Genomic DNA, 13,210 nt, shown 5'->3' on the forward strand with positions numbered 1-13,210 from the left:
GGAGCACCATGTCCGAGGAATCCCCCGAGGTCGCGGTCGCCCGCTCGGCCGACCGGGACCGCTACGAGATCACCGTCGACGGCCAGCGAGCGGGCCACACCGCCTACGTCGACCGGGGCGAGCAACGCATCTTCTACCACACCGAAATCGGCGCGGACTTCGGTGGACGCGGGCTGGGCAGCACCCTGATCGGCCGGGCGCTGGCCGATACCCGGACGGCCGGCCTGCGCCTCGTGCCGGTGTGCCCGTTCGTGCAGAAGTACCTGGAAAACCACCACGAGGTCGACGACGTCGTCGACAAGGTCACCCCGGAGGCGCTCGCCGCGGTGCGGGAACGGACCGGATGAGCCGATGTCGGACCGGATCTTCCTCGACGAGCAGACACCGGCGGTGTTCAAGGCGCTGGCCGCGACCGCAGCCGAGATCCGCGCTCGGGCGAACGAGCTCGACCTGGAGCACGCGCTGCTGGAACTGGTCAACATCCGCGCGTCGCAGATCAACGCGTGCGCGTACTGCCTGGACCTGCACACCCACCGCGCCCTCGACGCCGGTGAAACGACCCAGCGGCTGGCCGTGCTGCCGGGCTGGCGCGACACCGAGTTGTTCACCCCGCGCGAGCGGGCGGCCCTGGAGCTGACCGAAGCGGTGACCCTCGTCGCCCAGCAGCACCCCGACGACGCCGACTGCGCGCGAGCACGCACGGTGCTCACCGACGACGAGGTCTCGCTGGTGGCCTGGGCGGCCGTTGCCATCAACGCCTTCAACCGCGTCTCCATCCTCTCGCACCACCCGGTCCGCGCTCGGCACCGCGCCTCCGGGGAGCCGGACTCATGAGGTGGCGGCCGGTCGCGGCGCTGGGCACCATCATCGACAAAGCACAGCCCCACGACTCCTCGAGGAGAACGACATGGCCGGTGAAACGCCTGCCCGCAGCAACGACCACTTGTTGACCCCGGACAACGCCGCGCTCGTGCTGATCGACTACCAGCCCGAACAGGTCGGCACCGTCGGCTCCATCGGCCACGACGAGCTGATGCTCAACGTGACCGCTGTTGCTCGCGCGGCCAGCTCCTACCAGCTCCCGGTCGTGCTGAGCACCGTCGGCGTCGAACTCGGGGCCAACAGCGGCACCATCGCCGAACTCCGCGACGCGCTACCACCCACCGGGGAGATCGACCGGACCACGCTGAACTCCTGGGAAGATCCCGATTTCCGGGCCGCCGTGGAGGCGACGGGCCGCACGAAGATCATCATGACCGGTTTGTGGACCGAAGTCTGCGTCGCCTTCCCGGCCCTGGACATGCTGCGCGAGGGCTACGAAGTCTACCCCGTGGCCGACGCCATCGGCGGCATCAGCCGCGACGCCCACGACAACGCGATGCAGCGCGTGCTGCAGGCCGGGGCGCAACCGGTCACTGCGATCTCGCTGGTGGCCGAACTGCAACGCGACTGGGGCCGGGCCAACGCGGACAGCCTCCGCAGCATCCTGCGCTGGTACTTCCCCCGGCTGCAGGAGATTCGCGCCAACGGGTGACGCCGACGACGAGCGCGGTCACTCGCTCGTCCGCGTCGTCGGCGAACGGCTCGCCGACGACGCGGGACCGCGGTCAACCGGCCGGGTCCGTGCGGCTCCGGATCTGCAGTCCGGGGCGGCGCTGGTGGGCGGTCGCGTACGACATCCCGCGCGGACCTGCGGCGAGACTGCGCCGGGTGCCGCGGGGGAGCCACACCACCGCGCCGGTGGCCAGCGGAGCTCGCCCCGCATCGGTGCGCACGGTGCCCGCACCGGCCAGGACCACCACGAGCACGTCCCGCTGGTGCTCGACGTGCCAATCGACGTGCTCCCGCGGGGGGAGGTGCACCACGTTGGCGTCCAGCTGGCGATCGGAGCGCTGCAGCCGCCACAGCACACCGCCGCTGCCGCTGGTGCTGTCCGGCTGCACGACCTCGACGTCCCCGAGCGCGGTGAGGTGCGGCGCGTCGGGCTCGGGCTGCTCGCTGGTCATCGGGCGCACCCTAGCAGGGCGGGCCCGCGGGCCCAGTTCGGGTGCAGTTGAACGGGCGGTTGTCGGGGCTCGTCAGTACGGTCTGCCCCATGGCGTTGTCGAAGCTCGAGCGCGAGCAGTTCCTGGCCGAACCGCACATCGGTGCGCTGTCCGTCGTCGAACGGTCCGAGCGCGCCCCGCTGACGGTCCCGATCTGGTACCACTACGCCCCGGGCGGGCCGTTGTGGGTGTACACCGGCTCCGATTCCCGGAAGGCGCGGGCGATCTCCTCGGCAGGGCGTTTCAGCCTCATGGTGCAGCGGACCGAACCGACGGTGCGCTACGCGTCCGTGGAGGGCCCGGTGACCGGGACGGAACCGGGAAGCCGCGAGCGGTCCTGGGAGATGGCCGCGCGGTACCTCCCGCCGGACAAGGCCGCCGAATTCGTCGAGTACGAACGGGCCCACCTCGGTGAGCACGTCGTCATCTCCATGCGGCCGGAGCACTGGCTCTCCGGGGACTTGGGCGCTCTGTAGCGCTCCGTGGCCGTCACCGGCCGATGCTGTCGAGGGGAACCCGCGCGGTTTCCGGAATTTTCAGGATGGGGATGATCCCGATGACGCCGGCGAGGATCAGGTAGTAGGCGGGAATGTCGTTGTCCCCGGTCATCTGGATCAAGAACTCGACGAGCGCACCGCACGTCCCGCCGAACAGCGACACCGAGATGTTGTAGCCGATCGCGAACGCGCCGTAGCGCACCCGGGTGGGGAACATCGCGGGGAACGTGGAACCGATGACCGCGAGCATCAGAACCAGCAGGAAGGCCATGGTCAGGAAGCCGGCCAGCAGGAAGGCGATGTTGCCGGTCTGCATCGCTTGCAGCGAGGGGTAGCTCAGGAAGATGAAACCGAGGGCGGAGGTGATCAGCAGGGGTTTGCGCCCGATCCGGTCGGACAGCGCTCCCAGCGGCACGATGACCAGGATCTGGACGATCTCCACGAAGACGATGATCCCCCCGGCGGCGGTGTCGTCGAGGTCGAGGTGCTCCTGCAGGTAGGAGGGCATGGTCGTCAGCAGCATGTAGTCGGCGACGCTGAGCAGGAACACGATGCCGAACAAGTTCAGGATCATGCGCCAGTGCTGGACGAGCGTCTCCCGCAGCGGGGCCTTCTGCGGGTTGCCGTCGCGTTCGAGGAGCTTGTGGAATTCCGGGGTGTCCTCCAGCTTGGTCCGCAGGTACAGCCCGATGAGGCCGAGCGGCAGCGCCAGCAGGAACGGGAGGCGCCATCCCCAGGAGGCCATCGAGTCCGCGTCGAGGGAGAAGACCGTGGCGAGCACGACGGCGTTGCCGAGGACGTAGCCCGACAACGTGCCGAACTCCAGGAAGCTGCCGAAGAACCCGCGGCGCGCGGTGGGGGCGTACTCGGCGATGAAGGTCGCCGCTCCGCCGTACTCGCCGCCGGTCGAGAACCCTTGGACGATCCGCAGCGCGAGGACCATCAGCGATGCGCCGATCCCGAACGAGTAGGGCCCGGCGTAGGTGGGCAGGACACCGACGAGGAACGTGCAGCCCGACATCAGCAGGATGGTCGCCGCCAGCACGCGCTGGCGTCCCAGCTTGTCGCCGAGCGGGCCGAAAACGACGCCTCCCAGGGGGCGCACGATGAACCCGGCGGCGACCAGCGCGAGCGACTTGAGCACGCTGTTCTCGTCGCCGGGAAAGAACTGGGATCCGACGGCAACGGTGAGCGCCCCGGACGTGAAAACGCCGTAGTCGTACCATTCGACGGCATTTCCCATGGCCGAGGCCATAACCGCCCTGCGCACGGTCGATTGGTCGACTTCCGACCCTCTCTCGGTTTCCGCGGTGGTCATAGCGCTCTCCTCGAGCACGCGCACGCCGGGGGCGCACGTGCTGCAGCAGCTTTCAGGTGTATTGCGGATCACATGTCGTGGTGCTCTGGCCACACAGGCTGCGTCAGAATTCTCGCCGCTACAAGCAAAAGAACTTAATGTGCGGCCTCAGGTCGGCTGAATGATCGTTCCGGCGTCGTTCCGCGGAATCCCGCACTTCCGCGGAACGACCCCGCCGGAAAGGAACCGGACAGAAAGGAACCGGACAGAAAGGAACCGGATTCGGTGGATCGCGGATCCGGGCGCACCCGCGCCGAGCGATCCGCACGTTCCCCTCGTGCGGCGTGGGGCCGGCTGCGGGGGCGCGGGATTCCGCGGGTTACAGCCCCACGGCGACGTACTTGGTCTCCAGGAACTCGTCGATGCCGACCTTGCCGCCTTCGCGGCCGAGGCCGGAGTGCTTGATCCCGCCGAAGGGGGCGGCCGGATTGGACACGACGCCCTGGTTGAGGCCGACCATGCCGCTGTCCAGCGCCTCGGAGATCCGCAGCGCCCGCTGGAGGTCGGTGGTGTAGACGTAGCTGAGCAGGCCGTACTCGGTGTCGTCGGCCGCGGCGAGCGCCTCGCCTTCGGTGGTGAAGGTGGTGATCGGGGCGACGGGGCCGAAGATCTCCTCGTGGTGCATCCGCGCGGCGGCGGGCACGTCGGTGAGCACCGTCGGCGGGTAGAAGTAGCCCCGCCCTTCGCAGCGGTTGCCGCCGGTGCTCACCCGCGCGCCGCGCCGGACCGCATCGTCGACCAGTTCGGCGACCTTGTCGAGTTGCGCGGTGTCGACCAGCGGGCCGACCTGGGAGTCCTCGGAGACGCCGCGTTCGACGTGCAGCGCGCCCATCCGTTCGGCCAATCGGTCGGAGAACTCCTCGGCGACGGCGGTGTGCACGTAGAACCGGTTGGCCGCGGTGCATGCCTGGCCGATGTTGCGCATCTTCGCCTGCAGGGCTCCGTCGACGGCGGCGTCGAGGTCGGCGTCGTCGAAGACGAGGAACGGGGCGTTGCCGCCCAGCTCCAGCGACACGTTGAGCACCTGCTCGGCGGACTGCTCGATGAGGGTGCGGCCCACCGCCGTGGAACCGGTGAACGACAGCTTGCGCGCCCGGCCGTCACGGATGAGGGGTTCGGTGAGCTCTCCGGCGTGGCGGGTGGGCACGAGGTTGAGCACGCCGTCGGGCAGGCCGGCCTCGCCGAGGATCTCGGCCAGCGCGAGCATGGACAGCGGGGTCTGGTGGGCCGGTTTGACCACCATGGTGCAGCCGGCCGCCACGGCCGGACCGATCTTGCGGGTACCCATCGCGGCGGGGAAGTTCCACGGTGTGATCAACAGGGCCGGGCCGACCGGCTGGTGCATCACCAGGAAGCGGCTCGTGCCGTGGGGGGCCACCGCGTAGTCGCCGGAAATGCGCACGGCCTCCTCGGCGAACCAGCGGAAGAACTCCGCGGCGTAGGTGATCTCCCCGCGCGATTCGGCCAGCGGCTTGCCCATCTCCAACGTCATCAACAGCGCGAGGTCCTCACGACGCTGCATCATCAGCTCGTAGGCGCGACGCAGGATCTCACCGCGTTCCCGCGGCGGGTGAGCCGACCAGCTCTGCTGCGCCTCGGCCGCGGCGGCCAACGCCGCCACCCCGTCAGCAGGGGAGGCATCAGCGACGGAACAGAGCACCGACGCCGTCGACGGGTCCTCGACCTCGTAGGTCCGCTCGCCGGTGGCCGCGCGCCACGAACCGCCGATGAGCAGCTGCTTGGGCACGGCATCCACAACAGACCGTTCCTCGTCGGTGCGTTCGCAGGCGGACGGGGACGGCGCGGACGGGGCCGCGAGTGCGTCGGGTGGAGTCATGGTGGGAAACCTCCGTTGTGCGTGCTGCAGCGGGAGCTGTTCGCTCTGCTTCTCCGCTCGCGGACGGGGCGTGCTGGACGGGGAGGGGCACGCCGACGGGGCGTCATCGTTCCATCTCAGCGGAGATTGTCAACAATCCTACGTCAGGAGGCGGGGCAGGATCCGCTGTGGCGGCGGGAACGCTGCGGTGGTGGGCGCGGACTTCGCGGCGGAACTGGCAGGCCGCGTCGAAATCGGCGCAGCTCAGCTGAACTGCTGCTTCAGCATTGGTTAGCGCAGCTGAACTACCCCTCCGGGTGGGTCGGCCGCGCGGTGTCGAGACTCAGCTGCGTCGCGGCTTCGCGCAACGCGCTGATGAGCACGGCCAGGCTCGGCACGCCGCTGGTGCCGGCCCGCACCGCCACCGACACCTTGCGGGACAGCAGCGGCTCGGTGACCGACAGCAGCCGCACTGCGGAGGACAGGCGCTCGGTGGCCAGCTGCGGCACGAGGCTGACGCCGAGTCCGGCGCTGACCAGCGAGAGCACCACCGTGTAGTCGTCGCTGGTGTGCTCCAGCTCGGGGGCGAACCCGACGAGTCCGCAGGCGCGTTCCAGGGTCGCCCGCAGGGCGGTGTCGCTGCGGGGCGCGATCCAGTGCTCGTCGCGGAGCGCCTCGAGCCGCAGTTGACCGGGCGGGATGTCGAACGCGGGCGGAACGGTGGCCAGCAGCGATTCGGTGAGCAGCGGCGTGAGCTCGACGCCGGGATCATCGATGGCGGGCAGGAGGTTGTACTCGTAGGTCAGCAGCACGTCGATGCTGCCTGCCTTGAGGGCGTCGATGCCGTCCGGGGTCTCCCACTCCTCCAGCACGACCCTGAGGTCGGGGTGGTCCCGGTGGCAGGAGGTCAGGGCGGGCGGGACGAGCGCGCTGGCCGCGGTGGCGAAGGCCCCGAGCCGCACGCTGCCGGCCACGCTGCCCGACAGCGCGGCCACGCTGGCCCGGGCGGCTTCCAGCTCGGCCAGCACCCGCTCGGTGTGGGAGACCAGCACCTGCGCGGCCTCGGTGAGCAGCACCCGTCGCCCGTCCCGGAGCAGCAGCGGAGCGCCGACCTCCCGCTGCAGCTGCGACAACTGCTGCGAGACCGCGGACGGCGTCAGCGAGCAAGCCTCCGCGACGGCGGCGATGGTGCCGCGGGAGGCGAGCTCCCGGAGCAGCCGAAGGCGGCGCACATCCAGCATGCAGCTAGGCTAATGGAGCTCGTCAAAAATATTTGATTGTTCTAACGGTAGTGCTGCTCCAGCCTGGGCGGCGTGAGAGTCGATTCGCTTGCTGACGGTGCCGCTGAGCACAGGCAGCGCCTCGTCGCGCTGCGCGAGCGCATGCGGTCCGAGGACATCAACGCCGCCGCCCTGACCAGCCCGGAGAACATCTACTACCTGACCGGCCTGGACCACCTCGGCTACTTCGCCTTCACCCTGCTCGTGGTGCCCGCGGAGGAGCAGCCGGTCCTGGTGACCCGGGCGATGGAGCGGCCGACGATCCGCGCGCAGGTGCCGTGGTGCCGGCACGTGACCTTCCAGGACGGTGACACGCCGGCCGGCGCGGTGGTGGCGGCGCTCGGGGAACTCCTCGGCGACGGCGGCACCGTCGCCCTGGACGAGGACTCGATGTTCTTCCCCCCGGCGATCGCCGCCGCGATCCGGGACGGGCTTTCCGGGGTGCGGTGGCGCTCCGGCACGGATCTGCTCACCGCGCAGCGCGCGGTGAAATCCCCCGCCGAGCTCGAGTGCGTGCGCCGCGCGGCCTCGCTGTCCGACGCCGCGATGCAGGCCGGCCTCGACGCCGCCGAGGCCGGCGCCTCCGAACGCACGGTCGCGGCGGACGTCTACCGCACCATGATCGACGCGGGCGGGGACCCTCCTGGCTTCCCCCCGCTGATCCGCCCGACCTCCCTGCTCCACCAGGAACACGTCTCGTGGGGGGACCGCACCCTGCAACCGGGCCAGGGGCTGTTCCTGGAACTGGGGGCGAGCGTGCACCGGTACCACGCCCCGATGAGCCGGACCACCTACATCGGACACCCGTTTGAGGGGGCCGCGGAAGCGGCCGCGACCGCGCACGCGGGCCTCGAAGCGGCCCAGCAGGCGCTGCGTCCCGGCGCCCGCACCGGCGACGTCTACCGCGCGTGGCAGCACGCGGTCTCCGACGAGGCGGGCCCGCTGCGCCACCACTGCGGATACCTCATCGGCATCGGCTTCCCGCCCAGCTGGACGGGCGGCGGGGAAGTGCTGGGCATCCGCGCCGGCGGCCGGACCGAGATCACCTCGGGGATGACCTTCCACCTCATGTCCTGGATCACGCAGCCGGTCGGGCACGTGCTCTCCGACACCGCGCTCGTCACGGCCACGGGCAGCGAACTGCTCACCACCCTGCCGCGCACGCTCGCAGCACCGTCCTGACCCCGCGGCGTCCGCGCCCACCCTGAAAACCCCACGCCGCCCTGCACGCACCCGCCAACCATCCGTCACACCACGCGGGAGGAACCCACCGTGCGCATCACCGGACTCAAGACCACCCCCGTCGCCGTCCCCTACCGCACCGAGGAGGTCTGGGCGTTCGGCAAGCGCTCCGGCCACATCAGCGTGCTGCTGGAGGTGGAAACCGACGAAGGGCTGATCGGGCTCGGCGAAGCCGCCGCCTACCCCAGCGCCGACATCGTGCTCGCCGTCTTCCGCAGCATCGAACCCCTCGTCGTGGGCGAGGACCCCCTCGCCATCGAGCGGCTCATCCACCGCATCGACCTCATCGGCACCTGGCACCACGTCAAGGCCAGCAGCCCCGCGATCGCCGCCGTGGAGATGGCCTGCTGGGACATCCTCGGCAAGGTCTGCCAGCAGCCCCTGGTCACCCTGCTCGGCGGTCGGTTCCGCGACACCGTCGAGTACTTCTACTACGTCGCGCGCACCCGCCCCGACGAGGTCGCCGAGGAAGGCCGCCGCGCCCAGGCCGGCGGATTCGGCACCTGCTACCTCAAGGCGGTCCACGACGACCCGCGCACCGACGTCGAGCGGGTCACCGCCCTGCGGGAGGGTGTCGGCCCGGGGATGCAGATCCGGGTGGACGCCAACGAGGCCTGGTCACCGGGAACCGCGGTCCGCACCATCCGGGCCATGGAGGAAGCCGAGCTCGAACTCATCGAACAACCGGTCTCCGGCCGCAACCTCGCGGAGATGGCCTACGTGCGCCACCGCACCAACACCCCGTTGCTGGCCAACGAGGCCTGCTGGACCCGCCACGACCAACTGGCGGTGATCCGCGCCGGCGCCGCCGACGTGCTCTCCGCGGACAACCAGGCCGACGGCGGGCTGCTCAACCTCAAGCGCTCAGCCGGCATCTGCGAGGCCGCAGGCCTGCCGGTGGTCAAGCACAGCCTCGGCGAACTCGGGGTCGCCCTCGCAGCCGCCACCCACGTGGTGGCCGCCACCCCCAACTTCCGCCACGCCAACCAGGCCTACGGCGCGCTGCTGTCCGACGACGTCACCACGGCATTCGGCGGCCCGGACAGCAACTACCGCGACGGCTGCCTCGCGGTTCCCGCAGCACCCGGCCTCGGCGTCGAGCTGGACACCGACAAGGTCGCCGGCTACGCCGAGCTGTACCAGGAGAAGAGCCAGGACTTCTCCTTCAGCGACGGGGAGCACACCGCGGCTCCGGCACTTCCCAAAGCCTGAGCCCACCACCCGCCCGCCCCGCCGCACCGGCCGCCGCCCGCTACCGGCGCGGCGGGGCACCGGCACGCACACCACCAACGAGGGGACGGCAGCACCATGAGCACTGCAGCGAACCCGGGAGCGCCGGGCACGGCGGCGCGGGACCGCGCGCTCGCAACCGCTCTGCGCGCCGACGTCAGCGGCGACGTCCTGTTCGACGCGGGATCGCAGGCGCTGTACGCCACCGACGCCTCGAACTACCGCCAGGTGCCGGTCGGCGTGGTGCGCCCCCGCAGCGAAGACGACGTGCTCGCCACCGTCGCCCACGCCCGCCACCACGAGGTGCCGATCACCAGCCGCGGCGCGGGCACGAGCATCGCCGGCAACGCCTGCGGACCCGGGCTGGTCCTGGACTGCGCCCGCTACCTCGACCGGATCCTCGACGTCGACCCGAGCCGGCGCCGCGCGCGGGTCCAGCCGGGCGTGGTGCTGGACTCGTTGCGGACGGCCGCCGGAAGCCACGGCCTCACCTTCGGCCCGGACCCCTCCACGCACAGCCGGTGCACCCTCGGCGGGATGATCGGCAACAACTCCTGCGGCACGCACTCGGTGGCCTGGGGCAAGACCGTCGACAACGTGCACGCCCTGCGCGTGCTGCTCTCCGACGGCACCCGGCTGGAGCTCGGCCCCGCCGACCCCGCCGAGCTCGACCGGCTGTGCGCGCGGCAGGACCGCACCGGCGCGCTGCACCGCGACCTGCGCGCGCTGAGCACCGCGACCGCCGACGACGTGCGCCGGGAGTACCCCGACCTGCCCCGCCGCGTCTCCGGCTACAACCTCGACCAGCTCCTGCCGGAGAACGGGTTCCACGTGGCTCGGGCGCTGGTGGGCAGCGAGGGCAGCTGCGCGATCGTGCTCGACGCCGACGTGCGGCTCGTCGACGCGCCCCGCGCCCGGGCGGTGGTCGTCCTCGGCTTCGACGACACCTACGCCGCCGCCGACGAGGTGCCCCGCCTGACCGGGCAGGGCGCACTGGCCGTCGAAGGCATCAGCACCGACCTCGTCGACGTCGTCCGCGACCGCAACCCCCGGTCACCCGCCCTGCGGCTGCTGCCGGGCGGACGCAGCTGGCTGCTGGTGGAAACCGGTGGCAGCGAGGTGGGCGAGGCCCGCGCCGCCGCGGAGCGCATCGCCCGCGCCCTCGACGGCCGCGCCGAGGTCGCCGTGCACACGGACCCGGCGAAGATGGCAGCGCTGTGGAAGATCCGCGAGGAGGGCTCGGGCTACTCCACGCGGATGGCTGACGGCTCCGAGCGGTGGTCCGGCTGGGAGGACGCCGCCGTTCCCCCCGAACGGCTCGGCACCTACCTGCGCCAGTTCGACGAGCTGCTGCAGCGCTTCGGCCGCCGCGGCGTCACCTACGGGCACTACGGCGACGGGTGCATCCACGTCCGCATCGACTTCGACCTGCTGTCGCAGGCCGGCGCCGGCGACTACCGGGCGTTCCTGGAGGCCGCCGCCGACCTCACCGTCGCCCACGGCGGCTCGCTGTCCGGGGAGCACGGCGACGGCCAGGCCCGTTCGGAACTGCTGCAGCGGATGTACTCGCCGCGGCTGATCACGGCGTTCGAGACGTTCAAGGACGCCTTCGACCCCGACGGGCTGTTCAACCCCGGACAGATCGCCCGACCCCGGCCCGTGGACGCCGACCTGCGCCCGCTCGTGGCACCGGCCCGCCTGCCCACCCGCACCGAACTGGCGCTGCACGCCGACGACGGCGACCTCGCCTCGGCCACGCGCCGCTGCGTCGGCGTCGGCAAGTGCCTGAACTCCTCCGGCGGTGTGATGTGCCCGAGCTACCGGGCCACCGGTGCCGAGCAGCACTCCACGCGCGGGCGGGCGCACCTGCTCTACGAGATGCTCGCCGGCGACGTGATCACCGGCGGCTGGCGTTCGCCGGAAGTCCGCGAGGCGCTGGACCTGTGCCTGTCCTGCAAGGGCTGCAAGACCGACTGTCCGGTGGGTGTGGACATGGCCACCTACAAGGCCGAGTTCCTGCACCACCACTACCGGCGTCGCCTGCGCCCGGCTTCGCACTACTCGATGGGATTCCTGCCCGCGTGGCTGGCCCTGGGCCAGCACGCCCCCGGGCTGGTCAACCGGGTGATGGCCGGTCCCGCCGCCGGAGCGCTCAAACGCCTCGGGGGGATCGCCCCCGAACGCGACCTGCCACGGCTGGCCCACCGGACGCTGCGCGCCTGGTGGGCGCGGCGCGGCAGGCCCCGGAGCCGCGGCGATCACCCGGTGCTGCTGTTCCCGGACACCTTCACCAACCACTTCGACCCGCACGTCGGCCGGGACGCGATCGCCGCGCTCCAACGGCTGGGCTTCGCCGTGCACCTGCCCCGCGAGCAGGTCTGCTGCGGGTTGACGTGGGCCTCCACCGGCCAGCTCGGCATCGCGCGGGCCGCGGTGCGCCGCACCGCCCGGGCGCTGCGGCCCGCCGTGCGAGGGGGCGCGCCGGTGGTCGGCCTGGAGCCGAGCTGCACCGCGTTCCTGCGCAACGACGCGCTCGAACTCGCCCCGCACGACGAGGACGTCCAGGCCCTCGCGGGGGCGACCCGCTCGTTCGCCGAGCAGGTCGCCCCCACCCGCGAGCGCTGGCAGGTCGAGACCGGGGGCGAACGGGCACTGGTGCAGATGCACTGCCACCAGTACGCCGAACTCGGCTTCGACGCCGACCGGTCCGCGCTGGAGGCGACGGGGATCCGGGCGGAGGTCCTCGATTCCGGTTGCTGCGGCCTCGCCGGCAACTTCGGGTTCGAACGCGGCCACTACGACGTCTCCGTGGCCTGCGCCGAGCAGGCCCTGCTGCCGGCCGTGCGCGCGGCCGAACCGGGCACGCGCGTCATCGCCGACGGCTTCAGCTGCCGCACCCAGCTTCGCCAGAGCGCCGGCGTCGAACCGGACCACCTGGCCAGCCTCGTCGCCCGCGCCGTCGAGGAGTTGTAACCTACCGGGCACGTCGCCGAATGCGGAGCTGAGGGATCAGGCGGCCCGCACGGAGGTCCACCAACCGGACACCCACCCCGCCGTCAAGCCCTACAAGGAGGCGCTGGTCCGGGACGGCATCCCCGCCACCTCCTTCGCCGTGGACGACGTCCCCGCGGAGTTCGAGCGCCTGCGCGGCCTCGGCGTGCGGTTCACCCAGCAACCGGTCGCCATGGGACCGGTCACCACCGCGGTTCTGGACGACACCTGCGGCAACCTGATCCAGATCGCCCAGCACCACTAGGCCCGGAACACGCTCCGTTCCGGGCCGGAGGACGACCACCCCTGCGGTGGGGCGTTCCGCATGGGGGAGGAATCATGAGAAGACTTTCCGCGTACGGAGAACGAACAAGCGATCCCCTCCCGCGCTCCGCGCGCCGACGAGACGGCCACGGCCATTGAGTCGGTCGTACACCGTGCCTACACCGCCGAGCCTTAGAGAGTCCGCGGATTGGCCGGGGTCGTGGGGCCGGTAGCGGAACCTCCGGCGGCACCTCGCTCCGGGATCCCCGACATCGAGTAGCCACCTACACAACGTCGGGGCTGTCCTCGCGAGGCGGCGCCGGAGAACCCGCGGCGGGACGCTCTGCGTACGTGGCGATGAAGCGGCTGCGCCGCTTGCCTGACGGGCCGGTGCGGTCGAGCACATGGCCGCCAATCCGCGCAGCCCCTTAGGCGAGGCACTCGCCAGGGTGCAGACCCGGACTCCGGTCGGAGGCTGCCGCCGGGAG

The 13,210-nt window shown here is 71.4% G+C and carries 11 protein-coding genes and 1 pseudogene; 8 read left to right on the forward strand and 4 right to left on the reverse strand.

All coding sequences use genetic code 11. From position 1 onward, the window contains the following. Positions 1 to 8 precede the first annotated feature (8 nt). From ACVGV0_RS11825 to ACVGV0_RS11835, 3 genes are all read left to right on the forward strand, one after another. The gene (locus tag ACVGV0_RS11825) at positions 9 to 347 is read left to right on the forward strand and encodes a GNAT family N-acetyltransferase (protein WP_459155716.1); all 339 of its coding nucleotides are present in this window, start codon (positions 9 to 11) and stop codon (positions 345 to 347) included. 4 nt (positions 348 to 351) lie between these two features. Beyond that, positions 352 to 834 (forward strand): carboxymuconolactone decarboxylase family protein, encoded by a 483-nt coding sequence (locus tag ACVGV0_RS11830; RefSeq protein WP_459155717.1) that lies wholly within the window; start codon positions 352 to 354, stop codon positions 832 to 834. A 73-nt stretch (positions 835 to 907) separates the two neighbouring features. After that, complete coding sequence (locus tag ACVGV0_RS11835; RefSeq protein WP_459155718.1) at positions 908 to 1,534, forward strand: hydrolase; 627 nt, start codon at positions 908 to 910, stop codon at positions 1,532 to 1,534. Positions 1,535 to 1,607: 73 nt separating this feature from the next. Here ACVGV0_RS11835 and ACVGV0_RS11840 read toward each other — a convergent pair whose 3' ends face one another. Continuing rightward, positions 1,608 to 2,006, reverse strand: coding sequence for a cupin domain-containing protein (locus tag ACVGV0_RS11840; protein WP_459155719.1), 399 nt, complete (start codon positions 2,004 to 2,006; stop codon positions 1,608 to 1,610). Between the two features lie 89 nt (positions 2,007 to 2,095). Here ACVGV0_RS11840 and ACVGV0_RS11845 point away from each other — a divergent pair, with 89 nt between their 5' ends. Beyond that, entirely contained in the window at positions 2,096 to 2,521 is a 426-nt protein-coding gene (locus ACVGV0_RS11845; protein ID WP_459155720.1) for a pyridoxamine 5'-phosphate oxidase family protein, read from the forward strand. A gap of 13 nt (positions 2,522 to 2,534) precedes the next feature. Here the strand turns inward: ACVGV0_RS11845 and ACVGV0_RS11850 are convergent, their stop codons facing one another. The 3 genes from ACVGV0_RS11850 to ACVGV0_RS11860 form a co-directional block, all read right to left on the reverse strand. Further along, a complete protein-coding gene (locus ACVGV0_RS11850; RefSeq protein WP_459155721.1) occupies positions 2,535 to 3,860 on the reverse strand; it encodes an MFS transporter in 1,326 nt (441 codons plus the stop codon). A 358-nt stretch (positions 3,861 to 4,218) separates the two neighbouring features. Next, positions 4,219 to 5,736, reverse strand: coding sequence for an NAD-dependent succinate-semialdehyde dehydrogenase (locus ACVGV0_RS11855; protein WP_459155722.1), 1,518 nt, complete (start codon positions 5,734 to 5,736; stop codon positions 4,219 to 4,221). Positions 5,737 to 6,020: 284 nt separating this feature from the next. After that, complete coding sequence (locus tag ACVGV0_RS11860) at positions 6,021 to 6,956, reverse strand: LysR family transcriptional regulator (protein WP_459155723.1); 936 nt, start codon at positions 6,954 to 6,956, stop codon at positions 6,021 to 6,023. A gap of 72 nt (positions 6,957 to 7,028) precedes the next feature. Here ACVGV0_RS11860 and ACVGV0_RS11865 point away from each other — a divergent pair, with 72 nt between their 5' ends. From ACVGV0_RS11865 to ACVGV0_RS11880, 4 genes and pseudogenes are all read left to right on the forward strand, one after another. After that, entirely contained in the window at positions 7,029 to 8,177 is a 1,149-nt protein-coding gene (locus tag ACVGV0_RS11865) for a M24 family metallopeptidase (RefSeq protein ID WP_459155724.1), read from the forward strand. A 90-nt stretch (positions 8,178 to 8,267) separates the two neighbouring features. After that, positions 8,268 to 9,449, forward strand: a complete 1,182-nt coding sequence (locus ACVGV0_RS11870) for a mandelate racemase/muconate lactonizing enzyme family protein (protein WP_459155725.1) — start codon at positions 8,268 to 8,270, stop codon at positions 9,447 to 9,449. A gap of 96 nt (positions 9,450 to 9,545) precedes the next feature. After that, complete coding sequence (locus tag ACVGV0_RS11875) at positions 9,546 to 12,440, forward strand: FAD-binding and (Fe-S)-binding domain-containing protein (protein ID WP_459155726.1); 2,895 nt, start codon at positions 9,546 to 9,548, stop codon at positions 12,438 to 12,440. Positions 12,441 to 12,501: 61 nt separating this feature from the next. Continuing rightward, a pseudogene (locus ACVGV0_RS11880) lies at positions 12,502 to 12,723 on the forward strand (VOC family protein); the annotation flags it as partial. Positions 12,724 to 13,210: the final 487 nt, after the last annotated feature.

It is taken from the genome of Salinifilum ghardaiensis, assembly GCF_054491345.1.